General features: G+C 64.5%; 20 protein-coding genes. 16 read left to right on the top strand and 4 right to left on the bottom strand.

The annotated features are described in order from the left end of the window. The first annotated feature begins 41 nt into the window (after nucleotides 1–41). The 5 genes from AB4Y81_RS07475 to AB4Y81_RS07455 all read left to right on the top strand — a co-directional run bounded on the left by AB4Y81_RS07475 (nucleotide 42) and on the right by AB4Y81_RS07455 (nucleotide 4,618). Nucleotides 42–845 (top strand): electron transfer flavoprotein subunit beta/FixA family protein, encoded by an 804-nt coding sequence (locus AB4Y81_RS07475; RefSeq protein ID WP_035733182.1) that lies wholly within the window; start codon nucleotides 42–44, stop codon nucleotides 843–845. A gap of 14 nt (nucleotides 846–859) precedes the next feature. Next, complete coding sequence (locus tag AB4Y81_RS07470) at nucleotides 860–1,813, top strand: electron transfer flavoprotein subunit alpha/FixB family protein (RefSeq protein WP_441995609.1); 954 nt, start codon at nucleotides 860–862, stop codon at nucleotides 1,811–1,813. Nucleotides 1,814–1,818: 5 nt separating this feature from the next. Then, nucleotides 1,819–2,598, top strand: a complete 780-nt coding sequence (locus tag AB4Y81_RS07465) for a PIG-L deacetylase family protein (protein ID WP_018776479.1) — start codon at nucleotides 1,819–1,821, stop codon at nucleotides 2,596–2,598. A 74-nt stretch (nucleotides 2,599–2,672) separates the two neighbouring features. Beyond that, nucleotides 2,673–3,218 carry a gluconokinase gene (locus AB4Y81_RS07460; protein WP_064721671.1) on the top strand — a complete coding sequence of 182 codons (546 nt, stop codon included), beginning with the start codon at nucleotides 2,673–2,675 and terminating at the stop codon, nucleotides 3,216–3,218. After that, entirely contained in the window at nucleotides 3,215–4,618 is a 1,404-nt protein-coding gene (locus tag AB4Y81_RS07455; protein ID WP_018776477.1) for a GntT/GntP/DsdX family permease, read from the top strand. Before AB4Y81_RS07460 ends, AB4Y81_RS07455 begins: the two co-directional genes overlap by 4 nt. An 81-nt stretch (nucleotides 4,619–4,699) precedes the next feature. On the opposite strand, the gene AB4Y81_RS07450 is transcribed toward AB4Y81_RS07455, so the two are convergent. The 4 genes from AB4Y81_RS07450 to AB4Y81_RS07435 all read right to left on the bottom strand — a co-directional run bounded on the left by AB4Y81_RS07450 (nucleotide 4,700) and on the right by AB4Y81_RS07435 (nucleotide 7,801). Beyond that, a complete protein-coding gene (locus AB4Y81_RS07450) occupies nucleotides 4,700–5,533 on the bottom strand; it encodes an anti-sigma factor (RefSeq protein ID WP_189075192.1) in 834 nt (277 codons plus the stop codon). Between the two features lies 1 nt (nucleotide 5,534). Beyond that, a complete protein-coding gene (gene sigK / locus AB4Y81_RS07445) occupies nucleotides 5,535–6,251 on the bottom strand; it encodes an ECF RNA polymerase sigma factor SigK (RefSeq protein ID WP_144401306.1) in 717 nt (238 codons plus the stop codon). Nucleotides 6,252–6,328: 77 nt separating this feature from the next. After that, nucleotides 6,329–6,796, bottom strand: a complete 468-nt coding sequence (locus tag AB4Y81_RS07440; RefSeq protein WP_039242162.1) for a tRNA (cytidine(34)-2'-O)-methyltransferase — start codon at nucleotides 6,794–6,796, stop codon at nucleotides 6,329–6,331. 66 nt (nucleotides 6,797–6,862) lie between these two features. Next, the gene (locus tag AB4Y81_RS07435; RefSeq protein ID WP_039242159.1) at nucleotides 6,863–7,801 is read right to left on the bottom strand and encodes a J domain-containing protein; all 939 of its coding nucleotides are present in this window, start codon (nucleotides 7,799–7,801) and stop codon (nucleotides 6,863–6,865) included. A gap of 121 nt (nucleotides 7,802–7,922) precedes the next feature. Between AB4Y81_RS07435 and AB4Y81_RS07430 the strand changes: the two genes are divergently transcribed. From AB4Y81_RS07430 to AB4Y81_RS07380, 11 genes are all read left to right on the top strand, one after another. Then, nucleotides 7,923–8,855 carry a diacylglycerol/lipid kinase family protein gene (locus tag AB4Y81_RS07430; protein ID WP_229778549.1) on the top strand — a complete coding sequence of 311 codons (933 nt, stop codon included), beginning with the start codon at nucleotides 7,923–7,925 and terminating at the stop codon, nucleotides 8,853–8,855. Nucleotides 8,856–8,950: 95 nt separating this feature from the next. Next, nucleotides 8,951–9,625 carry a hypothetical protein gene (locus AB4Y81_RS07425; RefSeq protein WP_055971925.1) on the top strand — a complete coding sequence of 225 codons (675 nt, stop codon included), beginning with the start codon at nucleotides 8,951–8,953 and terminating at the stop codon, nucleotides 9,623–9,625. Nucleotides 9,626–9,671: 46 nt separating this feature from the next. Further along, nucleotides 9,672–10,895, top strand: coding sequence for a cysteine desulfurase family protein (locus AB4Y81_RS07420; RefSeq protein ID WP_441995608.1), 1,224 nt, complete (start codon nucleotides 9,672–9,674; stop codon nucleotides 10,893–10,895). Nucleotides 10,896–11,024: 129 nt separating this feature from the next. Continuing rightward, a complete protein-coding gene (locus AB4Y81_RS07415) occupies nucleotides 11,025–11,942 on the top strand; it encodes a LysR family transcriptional regulator (protein WP_441995607.1) in 918 nt (305 codons plus the stop codon). Between the two features lie 152 nt (nucleotides 11,943–12,094). Beyond that, complete coding sequence (locus AB4Y81_RS07410) at nucleotides 12,095–13,438, top strand: MFS transporter (RefSeq protein WP_052247236.1); 1,344 nt, start codon at nucleotides 12,095–12,097, stop codon at nucleotides 13,436–13,438. Continuing rightward, nucleotides 13,435–14,340, top strand: a complete 906-nt coding sequence (locus tag AB4Y81_RS07405; protein ID WP_110503905.1) for a shikimate dehydrogenase — start codon at nucleotides 13,435–13,437, stop codon at nucleotides 14,338–14,340. The genes AB4Y81_RS07410 and AB4Y81_RS07405 overlap by 4 nt, the downstream gene beginning before the upstream one ends. Nucleotides 14,341–14,342: 2 nt before the next feature. Further along, on the top strand, nucleotides 14,343–15,113 hold the full coding sequence (locus AB4Y81_RS07400; protein ID WP_441995606.1) for an SDR family NAD(P)-dependent oxidoreductase: 771 nt from the start codon (nucleotides 14,343–14,345) through the stop codon (nucleotides 15,111–15,113). A gap of 82 nt (nucleotides 15,114–15,195) precedes the next feature. After that, on the top strand, nucleotides 15,196–16,320 hold the full coding sequence (locus tag AB4Y81_RS07395) for a Gfo/Idh/MocA family protein (protein WP_441995605.1): 1,125 nt from the start codon (nucleotides 15,196–15,198) through the stop codon (nucleotides 16,318–16,320). Nucleotides 16,321–16,329: 9 nt separating this feature from the next. Next, complete coding sequence (locus tag AB4Y81_RS07390) at nucleotides 16,330–18,399, top strand: FAD-dependent oxidoreductase (protein ID WP_189075186.1); 2,070 nt, start codon at nucleotides 16,330–16,332, stop codon at nucleotides 18,397–18,399. Then, entirely contained in the window at nucleotides 18,396–19,265 is an 870-nt protein-coding gene (locus tag AB4Y81_RS07385; RefSeq protein ID WP_441995604.1) for a sugar phosphate isomerase/epimerase family protein, read from the top strand. The genes AB4Y81_RS07390 and AB4Y81_RS07385 overlap by 4 nt, the downstream gene beginning before the upstream one ends. Further along, nucleotides 19,262–20,101 carry an aldo/keto reductase gene (locus AB4Y81_RS07380; protein WP_441995603.1) on the top strand — a complete coding sequence of 280 codons (840 nt, stop codon included), beginning with the start codon at nucleotides 19,262–19,264 and terminating at the stop codon, nucleotides 20,099–20,101. The genes AB4Y81_RS07385 and AB4Y81_RS07380 overlap by 4 nt, the downstream gene beginning before the upstream one ends. The last annotated feature ends 6 nt before the right edge of the window (nucleotides 20,102–20,107 follow it).

The following is a 20,107-nucleotide window of genomic DNA, read 5'->3' as shown; positions in this document are numbered from 1 at the left end:
CACAAGCATGGAAGGCTGCTTCGAAGACAGTGGAAGAGACATTGAAGATTGTCGTTCTGGTCAAGCACGTCCCGGACGCGCAGTTCGACCGGCATATCACCGGACCTGCCAACACAACCGACCGTGAAGAGAGCATCCTGTCCGAATTGGACGAGTATGCCCTCGAGGCAGCATTGCAGCTGGCCGAGGAACGCGGCGGACCGAAAGCGGGCAACGAGGTCATTGCCCTGAGCATGGGCCCGTCGGGTGCGGTCAACGCGGTCAAGAAGTCGCTGCAGATCGGCGCATATTCGGGAGTCCACCTCAGCGATGACGCTTTGGCAGGCTCGGATGCTGCTGCCACGTCGCTGGCGCTTGCCGCTGCGATCCGGCACCTCTCGGCCGACGGACGTCCGGTGGACCTGGTCCTGACGGGCATGGCATCCACCGACGGTGAGACGTCGCTGGTCCCGGCCCAGCTGGCCGAGCGTTTGTCCCTCCCGCAGGTGACCTTCGCGTCCAGCCTGGAGATCGCGGGCGGTCGGGTCACGGCACGCCGGGACGCAGGTCCCTACTCGGAGACGGTTGAGGCTGCGCTTCCGGCCGTTGTTTCGGTGACTGACCAGATCAACGAGCCCCGCTATCCCAACTTCAAGGGCATCCTGGCGGCCAAGAAGAAAAAGATCACCTCCCTGGCGCTGTCCGACATCGGTGTGGACGCCTCGCAGGTTGGCCTCGCCGGGTCCTGGACCGTGGTTGAGTCCGCCGAAGCACGGCCGCCGCGCACTGCCGGCACCATCATCACCGACGAAGGCGACGCTGGCATCAAGCTGGTCGACTTCCTTGCCGCCCAGAAGCTGCTCTAAAGGGGACCCCAACCATGGCAAATGCACTTGTATTCATTGACAACCCGGGAGCCGCTCTCAAGAAGAGCAGCCTGGAGCTCCTGACCATCGCCCGCTCGCTGGGGGAAACCGCCGTCGCGTTCACCGGCGAGTTGTCCGACGACGTCGCCGCCACCTTGGGTGCCTACGGCGCCACGACGGTCTACCGGCCGTCGACGGACGACCTCGATAACTACCTCGTGGGTCCCAAGGCTGCCTACCTGGCTGCCGCCGCCGCAGCGTCCGGAGCCACGGCTGTCCTGCTCGACAACTCTCCTGAAGGCAAGGAGATCGCCGCCAGGCTTGGCATCAAGCTGAACGCCGGAGTCATCACGGATGTTGTGGGAGTTGAGCCTGACGGCACCGCGCACAAGTCGGTCCTGGCCGGCTCGTACAACACCTCCGCGAAGGCCACAACATCAGTGACGGTCCTTTCGGTCAAGGCCAACAACGTTGAACCCGCACCTGCCGGCGCTGCAGCTGCCCCCGCCACGGCGACGKTGGACGTCCCCGGCGACGCCGTTGCGAATGCGGCCCGTATTTCGGCACGGGCCGAGAAACCGGTCAGCGGCCGCCCGGATCTCAGCGAAGCCAGGATTGTGGTGGCCGGTGGCCGCGGCGTGGACGGCGACTTCGGTCCGTTGGAGGAGCTTGCGGACGCCCTCGGTGCCGCTGTGGGCGCTTCCCGCGCCGCCACGGACGCCGGATGGATCGGCCACGATGCCCAGGTGGGCCAGACCGGTGTCACGGTTTCGCCGCAGCTGTACATTTCCGCCGGGATCTCCGGAGCCATCCAGCAGAAGGCCGGCATGCAGACGTCCAAGGTGATTGTCGCCGTCAACAAGGACGCCGAGTCTCCGGTGTTCGAAATCGCCGACTACGGCATCATCGGTGACCTGTTCAAGGTCATCCCGCAGGCCACGGCCGAAATCAAGAAGCGGAAAGGCTGATCCCTTTGCCCACTGACGCCACGTCAGCAAAGAGCCCGTTCGATGCCTCCACGGAGCGCGTCGAGCGGGTGCTTTGTTTTACTGCCCATCCTGATGACATTGATTTCGGTGCCGCAGGAACCATCGCCGCGTGGACGGCCGCGGGCGTCCAGGTCAGCTATTGCATCATGACCGACGGCGACGCTGGCGGTTTTGATCCCGCGGACCGTGCCAGGATCATTGAGCTCCGGGCCGAGGAGCAGCAACGGGCTGCCGCGCTGGTGGGTGTAACGGATATCCACTATCTTCACGAGCGCGACGGCTATCTGGAACCGTCACACGGCGTCATCAAGCAGGTGGTGAAGCTTATCCGCGAAATCCGCCCGGACATTGTGCTGACCATGCACCCGGAACGCAACTGGGACCGTCTTCAAAAGAGCCACCCCGACCATTTGGCCGCGGGGGAGGCGGTGACCCGGGCGGTATATCCCGCCGTCGAGAATCCGTTCGCGTACCCCGAACTGGCGGAGGCCGGCCTTGCGGCCTACAAGCTTCCGTGGCTGTGGTTCATCTCGAGTCCGGAGTCCAGGGAGAACCATTTTGTGGACGTATCTGCCCATGTGGAGGCCAAGATCGAGGCCATTCGGGTTCACGCCAGCCAGCACCCCGATGTCGCCGGGATGGAGCGGGTGGTCCGGGGAATGATGCTGGCGAATGGAGAGCGGGGCGGCCTCCCTTCGGGAACCAGCGCTGAGGCATTCCACGTGGTGTCGGTCAACGGATCCAGTACCATCGCCGGCTTCTGACGTTGCCGTGGTGTAACCCGTGTCATATGCTTGATCTCGGTTAAATCATATTTATTCGAGGAAGGCAGACTTTGATGGCGAAGACTGCGCAACAACCCGTGCTGGTGATTATGGGAGTCTCCGGCTCAGGGAAGTCCACCGTGGCCGGCGTACTGGCCGGCAAACTGGGATGGGATCTGGCCGAAGGCGACGATCTGCACCCTGAAGCGAATGTAGCAAAGATGCACTCGGGACAGGCGCTCACTGACGAGGACCGCTGGCCCTGGCTCGGCATCATCTCGGAGTGGATCCGAGAGCGTGCTGATGCCGGAGTGCCGGCCATCATTACGTGCTCAGCCCTGAAAAAGAAGTACCGTGACGTGCTCCGGGGCGAAGGTGTGGTGTTCGTGTTCCTGCAGGGAAGCAAGGACAAGATTTCCGACCGTCTCGCCTCCCGGCATGGACACTTCATGCCGCCGTCGCTCCTGGAATCGCAGTTCGACGCGCTGGAGGAACCCACGGAAGACGAGAACTACATCTCGCTGTGCGTTTCGGCCTCTCCTGCCGAAGAAGCTGACGAGGTCATTGAACGCCTGGGGCTGCACCCTTTGACCGGGGACTCCGAAGCGGGCGTTAAGTGATTGCCCTCCAGACGGCGTCGCAGGTGCAGGAATGGACCGGGCACGACACCCAACTGCTTGTGGTGGCAGCGCTGGGCATTGCCCTGATCGTGGTGTTGATCGCCAAGCTCAAGCTTCATCCGTTCCTGGCCCTCGTCCTGGGTTCCGCCTTCGTTGGCCTGGCGTCCGGTGTTGAACTGGGCAAGGTCATCACCAACTTCGAGGACGGTGTGGGAGGTGTCCTCAAGGAGGTCGGGCTGCTGATCGCCCTCGGTGCCATGCTGGGGAAGCTGCTCGCGGATTCCGGCGGGGCAAACCGGGTGGTGGACACCCTGCTTGCCAAGGCAAGCGGCAACAAGCTGGTCTGGATGATCACGCTGGTGGCCGTCATCATCGGCTTGCCGATGTTCTTCGAGATCGGGCTCGTCCTGCTGCTGCCCGTGATTGTGCTGGTGACGCAGCGATCCAAGATGAAACTCATGAGGATCGCGATCCCGGCGCTGGCCGGCCTGTCCGTACTGCATGGGCTTGTGCCTCCGCACCCGGGACCGTTGATCGCCATCAGTGCTGTGAAGGCTGAACTCGGAACTACCCTCGGCCTGGGCATCCTGGTGGCAATCCCCACAGTCATCATCTGTGGCCCGCTGTTTTCGCGTCTGGCTGCACGCTGGGTTCCTGTCGATGCGCCGGCTGTGGCTGGCGGTATTGATACCCAGCACACGACGGACCTCAGCGAGGTCAAGCGCCAGCCTTCGTTCGTGGTCACCCTGCTGACCATCATCTTCCCGGTCGTCCTGATGCTGCTGAAGGCCCTGGGCGGCATCATCTGGCCAAATCCTGACACCGCACCGGCCATCCGGATCTTCTTCGACTTCGTCGGCCAGCCGCTGGTGGCCATGACCCTCGCGGTCCTGGTGGCCATCGTGACCTTCGGCTATGCCGTGGGATTCACGGGCAGCAGGATCACGGCCAAGCTGGGTGAGAGCCTTGGTCCGATTGCTGCGATCCTCTTGATCGTTGGCGCAGGCGGCGGTTTCAAGCAAACGCTGATCGGCGCCGGTGTGGGTGACGCGGTGAAGAAATGGGCCGAGGGCGCCAACATGTCCGTCCTGGTGCTGGGCTTCATCGTTGCCGTAGCGCTTCGCCTCGCAACCGGCTCCGCCACGGTGGCAACCGTGACAGCTGCGGGCATTGTGGCGCCGCTGGCCAGCAGCCTGAGTCCGACCCATGCGGCGTTGCTCGCGTTGGCAATCGGTGCGGGTTCGCTGTTCCTGTCCCACGTCAATGATGCGGGGTTCTGGCTGGTCAAGGAGCTCTTCGGGCTCACCGTAGGCCAGACCTTCAAAACGTGGTCCGTGATGGAGACGCTCATTTCCGTAGTCGGGTTCGGCTTCGTGATGCTCCTGTCGCTGGTGTTGTAGCTCCAGGAACCAGCCGGCAAACAATGACGGCGGCCGTCCCCAAGGTGGGACGGCCGCCGTCGTGCATTAACTCCTTGCGCCTCAGGCGCTGAGGGCGACCACCAGGACCGGAGCGCTCGTGGGAGCCTGCGACCCGCCGGCCGGTTCAACGGTGATGGCAACGGACGACGCCGAAGACAAGCCCTTCACCACCGCCGGCTTCGAGAGCGTCTGGGCGTCCATGGTGCCCTGCGGAACCGGCGCGGAGCCGTCCTTGGGCAGCGTCCACAGCTGGTAGACCTTGCCTTCAGGAGCGGGGGCCACCCCGTCCATCAGGACCACGAACGAATCCTTGGCCGATGACGCGGAAATCGTGGCAGTACCGCCGCCGGGAACAGGGGCGGACTGCTTCTGCACATCCTGCGCCTGCAGGACCTGGTTGACGGGATCGTTCTGCGCCGAGACATAAGCGCCCACGCCGATTCCGCCGAGGCCGATCACTGCGGCTGCCGCCACTCCCACGATCCAGCGGCGTGCACCGCCGGCCCGCTGCCGCTCTTCGCGTTTGGCCCTCGCCGCTGCGAGGTCGTCGACGGCGGGACTCACCGCGGCCGGTGCCGCCGGTTCCGCAGCTGCCGGGGCCGTTGCCTCCTGGGTTATCCGTTCCATGATGTTCCCGAAGAGGCCTGCGGGAGGCTCGTCCTGGGCGGTGAAGCTCACCGCCAGGGTTTCGCGTGCCTCGCGGACCCGCTGGAAGAACTCGGCTCCCTCGGGAGCGTCCTTGACGTAGTCGTCAATCATGGCCCGTTCGTCGTCACTGACGGCGTCCAGGGCGTAGATCTCAGCGAGTTCAAGCACTCGGCCCTCAGCGAGATCTGTAGCGATGTCGTTGGCAAACATTCTGCGGATAAAGCCTCCACCGGAGTTCTCAGTCATATCAGCCCACCCCCAGGCAGGTCTTCAGGCGCAGCAATCCGTCGCGGATGCGCGATTTGATGGTCGGCACGGCCGCGCCGAGATGTTCAGCCACTTCCCGGTAGGTCAGCCCGCCATAGTAGGCCAGACGGACGGATTCACGCTGGGTGTCCGTCAAGGTGCCGAGGCAGCGGCTGACGGCTTCGGCCTCGAGGTTGCTGTCTGCTTCCTCGGCCACCAGGTCCCGGTCCAGGTCCTGGCTCGCGGCGCCGTAGCGGGCCTCGCGGTCTGTGGCTGCCTGGACAGCCCGCACACGGTCGATGGCCCGGCGATGGGCGATGGTCATGAGCCACGCAAGTGGCGTTCCCGCGCTGCGGTCGAAATTGGCCGCACCCTGCCACACCTGGATGTAAACCTCCTGGGTGGCGTCCTCACTGAGGTCCGGGTCTATGAGCACGCGCCTGGCCATGCCGAAAACACGCCGCGAGGTCAGTGCATAGAACTCGGCGAATGCCTGCTGGTCTCTTGCTGCCACCAGCTCAAGCAGGCCGGTCAACTGCGTGTTGAGGTCAGTGGCAGTGCTGGTAGCTTCGAAGACCGGTGGGCCGGGGTTGTTGGGGGTGTCCATTACAGTCCAGCATATGTTGTCGCGTCTGAATCCGGCAGCACTGCGGGGTCGCGTTGCGGGTGCGGCGATATGGCCGTGTTGTGTTAAGGCCCTGGTCTGCAACGCGCTCACGGAGGCTCCCTCAATGAATGTCCCTGACAGGATTGTCCCTGCGTAAGGTATTCGGTGCTGTGGCCGCCGTGGATGGGCTACACCTTGGCGCCGGCAAAACCGTTCTGCCGCCATGCCTCGAAAACGGCGATGGAGGCGGCATTGGCAAGGTTGAGCGAGCGCAACGACGGCCTCATGGGGAGCCGTACCCGCGCAGTGACATGCGGGTCCCGTTTGAGCCATTCCGGCAGGCCCACGGATTCGGGTCCGAACATCAGCACATCACCAGGGCGGTAGTCGATGTCTGTATAGGACGTCTCGCCGTCGGAGGTATAGGCGAAGACCCTCTCGGGCTGCAGGGCTTCCCAGGCGGCCTCGATGTCTTTGTGGACTGTGACGACAGCGAGGTCGTGGTAGTCCAGGCCGGCCCGCCGAAGCTTGGCATCGGAAAAATCGAAACCGAGGGGCTCCACCAAGTGAAGCTCGGCGCCCGTAATGGCGGCGAGCCGAATGGCGTTGCCGGTATTGCCCGGGATTTCTGGAGTGTGGAAGAGGATGCGGAACACCGTCCCATCTTAGTCAGGCGTGTGTTGGACACCTGACACAGGCCGGGAGCCAGGGCACGCCAGGAGCTAGTGCATACCCCGAAGCAGCCTGGCCAACACGGGAACCACAACCGTGTTGGGCGCGGGTCCCGAACCCAGGAATTGCTTCAGGCCACGGACAAGACCTGCGCCGTTGACAATCTCGACGGCGCTGCCCTGGCCCTTGCCGTAATGATCAATGACGGGCTCATGCAGGTTGCCGTCGGGGCTGTGCAGGACTACCCAGCCGGTGACGTTCAACTCCGGGAAGATGTCCTGCATGTGGCGGACAATGTGGGCCAGTTGCGGGGGAGCGACCGAGCGGCCGCCATGGCGCAATGACTGTCCGTCCCAGGCGTATGCGCCCTTGGGCAGCAGCATGGAACCAACCAATGCCAGCCTGTAGCCGGACAGGACAGCGTGGTCGATGTGGTTGTTGTCCGACGGCGAGCGCAGGCCGTTAATCAGCCGGGCGGCCGGGATGGCCGGGAGGACCTGGCGGCTGATGAGCTGCACGGTGCGCATTTCCCGTTGGATGCGGGCCTCGGCGCCGAAGATTCCGCGTTTGCGGGGGAGGCCGTGGACTTGTTGGGCCGCTTCGGCTGCCGAAACAAGGGGGACTTCGTTGGGGTCGTCGAAGGCGGGAACGTAGACCGGTGGATCGCCGGCAGTGTTGCGCTGCGTTGGAGGCCGCTTGACGTTGGTGCTTGCCGAAGGTCCTGGCGCCGCTGTGCCCGAATAGTCTCCGGGCCGGGCCTGGGCGCGTTCGGTGGTACCGCTGGCATAACGGCGATCGTACTCGGCCCTGCGCCGGGGGTCGATGAGTGTCTCGTACGCGAGTGTTACGCGCCGGAACATCTCTGCCTCTCCACCGTGATCGGGGTGGGCTTTCCGGGCAGCCTTGCGGTAGGCCACTTTGATCTCTTTGTCCGTCGCGGTGACGGCTACTCGGAGAACCTGATAGTGCGAACTGCTGCCCTCGGCCAAGCACGGGCCCTTCTCTAGTGATGACGGCCGCTCCATCGGGGCGGTATTGGCAAGTTTATCCAGCCACTATGTGAACGTCGGCACGGGGGCGCGTGGTTCCCCGGCTGGCATAATTCGGGCTGTGACTCCTCCGGAACGTTCCCGGCCCTCCGTGGCGCAGGGAAAGATTGTGCTGGCCGTAAACCCGACGGCTTCTTTTGGCAGGTCCCGCGGGGCGGGGGACGAGGCCGCAGAGTACTTTCGCGCCGCCGGTTGGGCCGTCGTCGTTCTTCAGGCCGACGGCTATGAGCCCTTGGGCGCGCTGGTGCGACAGGCGCTGTCCTCGGATGAGGAGGTGGCGGCGCTGGTAGTGGTAGGTGGTGACGGAATGACCCACTTGGGCGTCAACGCGCTCGCAGGCCTGGAGGTGCCGCTCGGGATCATTCCCAGTGGAACGGGCAATGACGTGGCCAGGCTTTTGGCTTTGCCGTTGAACAGTCCCGCTGGTGCATGCCGGCGGGTCCTGGACGCCATGGCGGAGGGCGGACGGAGGATGGACGTCGGCAGGGTCAGGGCAGGAGGGAAGACCACCTATTTCGCGGGGGTGCTGTCGGCCGGGTTCGATGCCGCAGTGAACGAGCGCGCCAACTCCTGGCGCTGGCCGCGGGGGAAAAGCCGTTACAACCTGGCCATGCTGAGGGAGCTTGGGTCTTTTCGCCGGATTGAATACAGGGTCTGTGCTGACGGTGTGAGTTGGAACCAGCGGGCGTTGCTTATTTCCGTGGCAAACGGGCAATCCATCGGCGGTGGCATGCGCATCACCCCGGATGCCTTGCCGGATGATGGCTGGCTTGATCTCTTCGTGGTGGAGCCGTTGTCGCGGCTGAAATTCCTTTCCATTTTTCCGAAGGTCTTTGCGGGCAAGCACACGGGCAGGCGCGAGGTGATGATCCGCCGCGTCCGTGAGGTCCGGTTGGAGGCAGAGGGAGTGGTGGCCTACGCGGACGGTGAACGGCTTGCGGCGTTGCCGGTGGACATCGATGTCCTTCCGCTTGCGCTGCACGTCCTTGCCTAGATTGCCTTGCCCAAGCGGAGGATTCCTTGCGGGCGGCTAGACTCGGACGCGGCAGGGCGCAGTCAGGCGGCAGGGCATAGAGGCGGGAGCATCAGGTGGCGTTTAGCGTTCGACGGCGGCTGGCGGGGTCAGTTGCCCTGGGAACCGTGGGCGTCTTGCTCGCTTCCTGCAGCGTGAACGTACCCGACCCTTCAGCGCCGAAACCGGCGCCGTCGCAATCCACTCTCGCCACTCCAACCATCACGCCAGGGCATGATGCAGAGGCCGTGGCCGCGAAGGACTTGCCGTTGGCGGCGGGGGGCACTTTGGCTCCCGGTGATCCAGTGACGGTGTCGAGCAAGCTGGAGGAGGTGCCGGGCTGGTCCGTGGTGCACTCAGGCCTCCAGGGCGAGGCCCGGTTCAAGAAAACAGACGGGTGCACGCTCGCAGCACGTGTCAGCGTCAACCAGGGCCCCTTGGTTGTGGCAGGTGACGATGTTGCCTCCACCAAGGGACTCTTTCATTACCTTGATGCGGGAATTGACGTGGAGAAACTGAAGCCTGCCACATTGCGGTGGGGTCAGGACTCCGATAAACCGGTTCGCAGCGTGGAGTTCCTGGCGTTGGAGTCCTCCGCAGCCTCAGGCGGCAGTCCAGTGGTGGTGCTGGCCAGGCTTTTCAGCGCTCCCGCATCTTCGGTGTATATCTCGCTGGCCTGTCCGGATGACGCTTCCCTGGCCAAGGCCCGGGCCGAGGTCGAGACGAAGCTGGCGGTGGTTCCGCCGTCGTAGTGGGACGACACTGAGCGCCAGGGCGCGGCATCGGTAGAATGGCAAGGTGCCTGTATACCTTGACCATGCCGCCACCACGCCGCTTTCGGCGGAAGCGCTCGCCGTCATGACACGCGAGTTGGCGAAGACGGGAAACCCGTCCTCCCTCCACGGTGCCGGCCGCAGGGCGCGGCGCGCCGTCGAGGACGCCCGCGAAACGCTCGCCGCCGCGGCGGGGGCCCATCCTTCGGAAGTCATCTTCACTTCGGGTGGGACAGAAGCCGACAACCTGGCCGTCAAGGGACTTTACTGGGCCCGCCGCGACGAAAACCGCCGCCGGACCCGGATACTCTGTTCCGCCGTCGAGCATCATGCGGTCATGGACACCGTCGAATGGCTTGAGCGCCACGAAGGGGCGGACGTTACGTGGCTTCCTGTGGACAGCGAAGGCGCGGTCCGGCTTGACGTCGTCCAAAAGGAGATCAGCCGGGATCCCGAATCGGTTGCCCTGGTAACGGTCATGTGGGCCAACAATGAGGTTGGCACCATCCAGCCGGTCGCCGACATCGTGGAGCTTGCCAAGCCGCACGGCATTCCGGTCCACTCGGATGCGGTGCAGGCTTTCGGATCGGTTCCCGTCGATTTCCGGGCCTCGGGACTGTCTGCCATGTCCGTGTCGGGACATAAGCTGGGCGGCCCAGTCGGTGTTGGTGCACTGTTCCTTGGCAGGGCGGTGAAGCTGACTCCTGTCCAGCACGGGGGAGGGCAGGAGCGGGACGTACGCTCGGGCACTTTGGACACCCCCGCGGTCGCCGCTTTCGCCGCTGCAGCAGAAGCCGTCACCGCAAAGCTGCCGGAGGAGCGGGATCGACTGGCGGCGTTGCGTGACCATCTCATCCGGGGAGTCCTTGAAGCTGTTCCAGACGCCGTGCTCCGTGGCGCCACGGGTGAGCGCCGGCTTCCCGGCAACGCCCACTTCACCTTCCCTGGCTGCGAAGGCGATTCACTGCTGTTCCTGCTTGACCTGGCAGGCGTTGAGTCCTCAACGGGTTCGGCGTGCACGGCCGGAGTGCCGCGGCCCTCGCACGTCCTGCTCGCGATGGGACTGGACGAGGACACCGCCCGTGGTGCCCAGCGCTTCACGCTTGGACACACGTCCACTGAAGCTGATGTTGAAGCCCTTCTGAAAGCACTTCCGGAAGCTTGCTCCAGGGCGCGGCAAGCAGGGATGGCAGGTCATGAGTCCTCCATCCAGACAGCGGCGACTGTCGCCCGGCGGGGTGTGGCCTAAGCCGCCACTACCGTCGGTCCATCCAGGCAGGAATTCGTCGAGGGGAATGTCCGGGTCGTTGGCGAGCCGGCTTGTATGTGCTCGAAGCCTGCACCCTGTTGGACCGTGCAGAGGGTACATTCTGAAGTCATGACAGAGATCCGCTGGTTGGAAGCGTTTGTCGCCGTCGCCGAAGAACTCCATTTCGGCCGTGCCGCGCAGCGCCTGCATACTTCACAGTCACCGCTGAGCCAGACGATCCGGAAGCTCGAGGCGGACCTGGGGTCCCGCCTTTTTGAACGCAACACCCGCAGCGTTGCCTTGACATCTGCCGGGTATGCCCTCCTGCCGCGCGCATACCGGGTACTTCAGGAAATGCGTCTGGCCCGGGAAGCGGCGCAGGCCGAAATTGAAGGCGTCAGGGGCAACATCAGGATCGGATTCTCCGGAGCGGTCAACCATCTGACCCTCCCGCCACTGACCCGTGCCGTGAGGAGGCGCCATCCGGACATCACGATGGACCTCACCAGCAGTGTCCGCACCACGGACGGATTGGCCAGCGTGGCAAACGGCACGTTGGACCTGGCCTTTGTCGGCCTTCCTGACGCTCCCGTCCCCGGGGTTGTGACGCGGCTGGTTGCAAGCGAGGAAGTCGGCGCGGTAGTGCCATTGGATCATCCGCTGGCGCAAGAGGAATCCATCCCTTTGCAGGCACTGGCGTCCGATGACTTCATCTCTCCGCCACTGGATGGTTCGTCCTCCATGACCGAAGTGATGCTCGCATCCTGCATGGCGGCCGGCTTCCGCCCTCGTATCGTCCAGGAGCTCTCGGATCCCTACATGGTGCTGACGTTCGTGGCCGCAGGAGTGGGGGTGACACTCATGAGTAACGGGATATCCGGGATCATCCCCTCCGGCGCCACCTACATTGCCTTGGACCCGCCACGGCACTTCATGAATCACTCCATCGCTTGGTCGGAGGAAAACGATTCCTCCGTGCTTGCGGCCGTGCTCGCAATCATCGAAGAGATATTCCCGGAGATCCCAAGGCCACCGCACGCCATTTAGTTGTTTTTCAGCATAGTTATAGATCAATTTAGTCGTGGACACACTAAGTGATCGCCCCCACACTGGATGGAGAAGCCGCACCAAGCGCGGCAAACCGTTCCGCAGCCGGCCCGCCGACGCTGCCAACGGTCCCGTTACCAGAAGGGAACACCATGTCAGTGTCGACATCGGCGCCAGCACAAACCAAGAACAACGCGAAAATCGCAGCAGTTTCAGGGTTCGTTGGCAGCGCACTTGAGTACTACGATTTCTTCATTTTCGGCTCTGCGGCAGCCCTGATCTTCGGCAAGCTGTTCTTTGCACCCGGCCCCTCGGCGATGCTGCTGTCTTTCGCCACCGTTGGGGTTGCCTACATCGCCCGCCCGCTGGGTGCGGTGATCTGCGGCCACCTGGGTGACAAATTCGGCCGCAAAAGGATCCTGCTGCTCACGCTCCTGCTCATGGGCGCTTCAACGTTCCTCATCGGCTGCCTGCCCACGTACAACGACATTGGAATGGCTGCGCCGATCCTGGTTGTGGCCCTCCGTCTCATCCAGGGCTTGTCCGCCGGCGGTGAATCACCGGGCTCAAGCTCCCTCACCCTTGAGCACGCACCCGAAAACAAGCGGGCTTTCTACACCAGCTGGACCATGAGCGGAATCATGTTCGGCATCGTCCTCTCCACCCTGGTGTTCATCCCCGTCGCGTCGATGCCGGAAGACCAGTTGCTTGCGTGGGGCTGGCGCGTCCCGTTCCTCGCCAGCGCTGTCGTTACGGTCATTGCCTTCGTACTCAGGCGGCTGCTGGAAGAGCCTCCCGTTTTCGAGGAAGCCAAAGCCCAGGACGAAGTCGTCAAGGTTCCGCTCGTCACGCTGTTCCGGCACCACTGGATCACAGTCACCCGCGTCACCGCGATGTCGTTGTTCACCATCATCAACACCATCATCAACGTCTTTGCCCTGTCCTACGCCACCTCCGTTGTCGGCGTTGACAAGGGCCTGATGCTGACAGTCATTGCCGTCGCCAACCTTGCCGCTGTGGCCATGGGCCCATTGGCCGGCATCCTCTCGGACCGGATCGGCCGCAAACCAGTTTTCGTCTCGGGCCTGGTGCTGCAGATCGGCATGATCTTCCTGTTCTTCATGGCATTGTCCGCAGCAAACCTTCCGCTGATCTTCGTCACGGGGATCCTCCTGATCGGCGTTGCGTACACCTGGTCCAACTCCATCTACCCCGCATACTTCCCGGAGCAGTTCCCGGTCAAGGTCCGCTACTCCGGCATGGCCATCAGCCTGATGTTCGGACTGCTCCTGGCAGGATTCGCACCCGTCATCTCCGAATTGCTGATCGGTGGCGACAAAGCCAACTGGGTTCCCGTCGCAACATTCGCCGCCGTGGCCTGCGCCATTTCGGCCGTCGCCGCGCTGCTGGCACCGGAGACGTTCAAGACGCCCACGGCCATGCTGGGACTGAAGAAGACAACCCCTGCCGCAATTGCCGATAAGTCACGGGCATGAACCAGCGAACACTGGCGGACCCCCGTGGATTCCGGCACGACGGCGATGGCAACCATCGGTTCCTGGTGGGTTTGCTTGGCTCAGGGATTGCCGGGTCCCTCACTCCGGGCCTGCACGAGACGGAAGCCGACCGGTTGGGCCTGAACTACACCTACCGCGTCATCGATCTGGACGTCATAGGACAAGCCGCGGAAAACTCCGCAGCGCTCGTCAGGCAGGCAGCCGATCTGGGATTCGACGGCCTGAATGTCACCCATCCGAGCAAACAGCTGGTGCAGGACGGCCTGGACGAACTCTCCGCGGAAGCCCGGATCCTCGGGGCCGTCAACACCATCACCTTTCACCAAGGCAAGGCCGTCGGGCACAACACAGATCACACCGGTTTCATCGCGGGTCTCCACGCCGGCCTCCCAACGGCTGCCACCGATTCCGTAGTGCTTCTCGGGGCTGGGGGAGCCGGGGCAGCGGTGGCCTTCGGTCTGCTCCGCAACGGAACCAGGCACTTGGTGATCGCGGACATTGAGCCGGGCAGGGCCGAAGCCCTTGCCCTTCGGTTGTCCCCGCACTTTCCGGACAGCCGGCTATCGGTGGACGGAACGGATGCCGTCGCCGGAAGCATCAGGACAGCCACCGGTTTGGTGAACTCAACGCCGATCGGCATGACGGGCCACCCTGGACTGCCCATCGACCCCGATGTGATCCACTCCCGGCTGTGGGTAGCCGACGTAATCTACAGGCCGCTCGAAACCGAACTGATCAAGGCAGCCCGTGCCAAGGGCTGCAAAGTCCTGGACGGCGGCCGCATGGTGGTGGGCCAGGCTGCCGCAGCCTTCGAGCTCTTCACCGGCATTCCCGCCGACGCCGAGAGCATGCTGGCCACGTTTCGACGGGAGGTCAGTTAGTCATGGGTTACCGTGCGCCAACCACTATCGCCGAGTCCCGCTGCCTGGTCATCGGGGCCGCCAGCGGAATCGGGCTGGCGACGGCTGAACGCCTCAGGTCTTCCGGCGCCACAGTCATGGGTGCGGATCTGCCATCGCCCACCTGGCCTGCCGGAGCAAGGACCTCGTCACCTGCAAGCACCTTGTCACCTGCAGGGGATGTCGCCGTGGACGTCACAGACCCGGCATCGGTTGCGGCCGCGGTCTCCGCGGCGGTGCTGGGCATGGGAGGCCTCGATGCCGTGGTCAACTGCGCCGGGATCCTCGGCCCCGTTGCCCCGGCAGCCGCAACATCCGTCGAGGACTTCGAACGCATCGTGCGGATCAACCTGACGGGCGCTTTCATTGTCTCCAAGGCCGTGTTGCCCGGTATGGCCAAGGCAGGATACGGCCGGTTGCTCCATATCTCCTCGACGGCGGGCAAGGAAGGCGTTGTCAACATGCCGGCGTACTCCGCCAGCAAGGCGGGGATCCTGGGCCTGGTTAAGTCACTGTCCAAGGAGTTTGCCCTGTCCGGCATCACCGTCAATGCGCTCGCTCCGGGCAATGTGGTGACCCCGCTGTTCGCCGAAGTGCCGGCAGAACAGCAGGCGGCGCAGGCTGCCAAGATCCCCATGGGCAGGTTCGGAACTCCTGCCGAAGCGGCTGCCCTCATCGAATTCGCCGTGTCGCCCGCGGCGTCCTACACCACCGGATTCGTCTTCGATCTGTCCGGCGGCCGGGCAAGCTACTGACCCAGCCCTACTGACCCCGTCGCACGCCTCCGGCTGGAGCGCACCACGAACTCCGGCCAGTACCAGAAAGTTAGCCCCGCTGATGACCACACCATCACCTCTTACCGCCGAACCCCTGCGCATCGGAATCGCAGGATGCGGCGCAATCTCACGCAACCACTTGGAAGCCTTCAACGCCCTTGCAGACGCCGTCATAGTCGGCGTCTGCGACGTGGACCTCCAGCGCGCCCGGGACACTGCCGAAGCCCGGGGAATCCCAGCCGCAGTGAACAGTGTTCCGGAGCTCCTCGGTCTCGGGGTGGACGTTATCTCGGTGTGCACGCCGCACCCCACCCACGAGGAAGTGGTGCTCCAGGCCGCTGCCGCGGGAGTCCACGTGCTCTGCGAGAAGCCCATATCCACGGACCTGGCCTCAGCGGAACGCATGGTCAAAGCCTGCGACGACGCCGGCGTCAAGCTCGGAGTCCTCTTCCAACGACGCTTCTGGCCGGCCGCGCAACGCATCCGCGCAGCGATCGACGACGGCACCCTTGGCCGGCCCATCATGGGCCGTTGTTCTGTGATGCTTCACCGTGAGCCTGAGTACTACTCCCGGGACGCCTGGCGCGGGACCTGGGCCGGCGACGGTGGCGGGGTGCTGATGACCCAGGCCATCCACTACATCGACCTCATGCAGTGGTTCATGGGAGAAGTGGCCGAGGTCTACGGCAAGATCAACACCTTCAAACACAGCGGCCACATCGAAGTGGAAGATTCCGCGACTGCGGTCATCACGTTCGCTTCCGGGGCCATCGCCACCCTGGAAGCTTCGACGGCGGTGTCCCCGAGCCTGGGCGTGCAGATCCGGATCACAGGAGAAACCGGAGCTTCGGCTTCCCTGGCTGAATTCCCGGAAGGCAGCGACGGACGGGTGGACCTGTGGGCCGCGGCCGGGACGATCTCCTCCGAACCCGTCTTCCCGAGCGGGGTTGACCCGAACGTCAGCCTGGCTACGATCAACGGCCAGCTGATCCCACACCACACCACCCAGGTCCGCGACTTTGTCCGGGCACTCCGGAACGGCGACGACCCGGCGATCACCGGCCGGGATGCGACGAAAGCACTGAGGATACTGCTGGCGGTCTACGAATCATCGCGCACGGGAGCCCCCGTCCGCTTCGACCACGCCCCTGCAGGCACACGAGCACCCGCAGAGCTTGCAGGCTAAGGAACACCCATGGAACAAACAAAACGCTATTCAGCCCGCCCCCTGGCACTTGGCCGCAACGGCCGCACCCCGAAAACCCTCCGGAACCGCCTGGCCTCCGCTCCCATGGAACGCAACTACGGCACCACTGACGGGCGGATCACCGATCAGTACATCGATTACCTCGTGACCCGGGCAAGGGCCGGACTCGGCATGGTGACTACCGAAGCGACATACGTTCGCGCGGACGGAAAGGGCCGAACCCACCAGCTCGGACTGCACAGCGACGCCATGATCCCGGACCTGCGGAGGCTCACTGACGCATTGCACGCCGAAGGTGCGCTCGCCGCCGTCGAACTCAACCACGGTGGGCGAACCGCGCAGGCTGCGGTCTCGGGGCATAAGAACCTTGCTCCTTCAGCGGTAGCGTGCGAAGTTGCAGGTGGCGAGGTTCCCCGTGAACTCACAGCCGGGGAGTGCCATGAGCTGGTGGAAGCCTATGCGCAGGCCGCACGCCGGGCGGTGGCCGCAGGCTTCGACGTGATCAACATCCACGGCGCCCACGGCTACCTGATCCACCAGTTCATGTCCCCTCTGTCCAACCACCGCACGGACGAGTTCGCGGCTCCGGAGCGGTTCATGAACCTCGTCATCGACGCCGTGCGGGAAGCCGTCCCGGACACTGTGGTGGGCATGCGCGTCTCCGTCGTGGAGGGACCTGCAGACGGCATCACCGCCGAACAGCAGGTGGCCATCCTCGCCAAGGCCCACTTGGAGCATCTGGACTTTCTGGACATCTCCGCCGGGAGCTATGAGGCCGGTGAATGGATCGTGCAGTCCGGGGAGTGGAAGCCGGGAATCCTGGCAGGCTATGCCAAGGCGTACCGGCAGTTTGGTCTTCCTTTGGGCATGGCCGGCCGCTTGAACTCGCCGGCCATTATCGAAGAGGTACTCCGGGACGGCAGCTGCGACTTCGTCAGCCTTGCCCGGGCGATCCATGCCGACCCGGGGTTCGTAGGCGGCGTCCTGCGCGATGAGCGTTACCGGCCCTGCATCGCCTGCAACGTGTGCATCGACAACCTGGGCCTCGGCCAGGTGACCTGCACAGTCAACCCGGCGGTGGGTCGCTCCCGTGTTCCCGTACCGACGCCCTCTGTCCGAGAGGGGTCCCGCGTGGTGGTTGTGGGCGCCGGACCCGCAGGTCTCACTGCCGCGCACGAACTCGCCGAAGCAGGAGCGAAGGTGACCTTGTTCGACGACGGCGTCCGCCCGGGTGGCCGGTTTGCCCTCGCGGAAAGGATGAAATCCACCCCGGACTTCCACCGTTTCGCTGAATGGTCAGCGGAGGAGAACGCCCGGCTCGGCATCGAGGTCCGCCTGCGTTCGCGCGTGGACACTGCGCACCTTGGCGGAGTGGTCCGCGACACCGCGGCAGACGCCGTCGTACTGGCCACCGGCGGGCTCCGACCCGGGGCGGGCTTCAATGGCGGAGACATGTCCAACGTCCTTGACGTGCGCGACTGGCTCGCCGCCCACCTGGAAGTGTTCGAGGGCGGCACCGAGGACGTAAGCGACGTACCCGAAGCCCTGACGATCTGGGGTGCCGACTCGGTGGCCATGAGTGTGGCGGACACACTGGCAGACCGGGGGACTGCCGTCCTGTTGATCGGCCCTCAGCAGGCTATCGCGCCCGAGTCGGGGCGCCGCGCCAAAATCCTGGCAGTGCCCCGGCTTGAAGCCAACCCCCGGGTGCGGATCCGCCTCGGCGTCGTCATCGAGGAGTTCGACGGGGGCCGTGTCCGGATCAGCGGCCCGGACCTCCCTGCCGGAGGCGAATGGCTCGACGCGCCCGGACCGCTCCTGGTGTCACGGTCCGTCGCTCCCTTGGACGGCACTATTCCCCGAAACATCCGGGACGCAGGGTTGAGCCGCGTCGCCGGAGTGCCTGTGACATTGGCCGGAACCGTCGTGGACCAGACACCGGCCATTGCCTCCAACGCCGTCAAGAGCGGCTACGACGCGGCCCAGCGGATCGCCTTCCTGCTCGCTGCAGACGCTGCCGCCACCAACGAACTGACACTGAACGGAACAAAGCGATGACCCGAAACGTGCACAGGCCGATCGGCCTGGCCCAGTTGTCCCTGCTTCACACCCCGCCTCCTGCCTTGGTGGATGTTGCCGCCGTGGCGGGTTTCGATTTCGTTGGACTCCGGGTCCGCCCCGTGACACCGACTGAAAGCCCCTACGACCTTCAGCCGGGGTCGCGGATGTTGCGCGAAACGTTGTCACGGATGAAAGACACGGGCGTGACCGTGCGGGACATCGAATTCCTTCTGCTCGACGGCACCGACCAACGTGACAAGTGGCTGCGCATGATGGAAGCGGGCCAGGCCCTGGAGGCGAGCTCCATCACCGTTGCCGGTGCCGATCCGGACACCGCCCGACTGGTCGGAACACTTGCCCGGATGACAGAGGACGGCCGCGGATTCGGGATCACCCCCACGCTGGAGGCGATCTCCTACCAGCCCGTAGCCTCGATCGCCCAGGCCGCAGACATCGCACGGCAGGCTGGTTGCCGGATCGTGGTGGACACCTTGCACTTCAACCGATACAACGGTCCGGGCGCAGCCAGGCAGTGGGACGCGTTGCGCGCCAACGCCGACCTCGTGCCGCTCCTGCAGTTGTGCGATGGGCCGCTTGCCCGACCCGGGACCCGGGATGGACTGGTCACCGAATCCCGCTCGGAGAGGGGCATACCCGGCGAGGGCGAGTTCGACCTCGCGGCCGCGGTTGCAGTAATACCGGCGATTCTTCCGGTCAGTGTGGAGGTACCTTCGGGCCGGCGGGTCGCCGAACTCGGCGATGCCGGCTGGGCACGCCTGCTGAGGGCAGGGGTTGACGCCGTGCTGGCCCGGGGCTGCAGCCTTCAGCCAAGCGGCTCTCCCGATACGGCAGGTGCAAAATGACCTGCAAGGGCACAGAGACCACGACGACGGAAATCGCCAATGGCGTCCGCGTACCCCTGATCGGCCTGGGAACCTGGCCGCTCAGGGGCGAGGACGCCGCCGCGGCAGTGTCCCAGGCCATCAGCAACGGCTACCGGCACATCGACACCGCAGAAAACTATGCCAACGAGTCGGCTGTAGGGGAGGGCATCCGTCGCAGCGGCATCGCCCGGTCGGAGCTGTTCCTCACCACCAAGTTCAACACCCGGTGGCATAGCCGGAGCGGGGTGCGGGAGGCGTTCGGCAATTCGGTGCAGCAACTCGGGACCGACTACCTGGACCTGTTCCTGGTTCACTGGCCCAACCCGGCCCAAGGTCGATACGTCGACGCCTGCGAAGAACTGCAAAACCTCCTCGACGACGGTTCCATCAGGGCCTGGGGTGTTTCCAACTTCAAACCGTCGCACCTGAAGGCTGTCCAAGGGGCAGGCCTGGCAGTTCCGTTGAACCAAGTGCAAGTCGACCCCGAGCACGGCCAACCCGATCAGCTGGCCTACCACCGCGGACACGGGATAGTCACTGCGGCCTACAGTCCGCTGGGACGAAGCGGCGGATTCCTTAGCCACCCGGCAGTCGACCGTCCCGCGAAGGAACTGGGCAAGACTCCAGCCCAGATCGTGCTGCGCTGGCACGTCCAGCACGGCCGGGTAGCGGTACCCAAATCGGCAGACAGCCAACGCCAACAGCAAAACCTGGATGTCTTCAATTTCCGCCTGAACCAGCAGCACATCGCTGCGATCGACGCACTCGAAACCGGCGCGGCGCCCCGCCTGGACTCTGACACCTACTTCCACTGAGAAAGC

Origin of the sequence: Paenarthrobacter sp. TAF1, from assembly GCF_052113825.1 — a bacterium.
Classification (GTDB): Bacteria; Actinomycetota; Actinomycetes; order Actinomycetales; family Micrococcaceae; genus Arthrobacter; species Arthrobacter nicotinovorans.
This window is presented reverse-complemented; position numbering and strand designations above follow the sequence as displayed.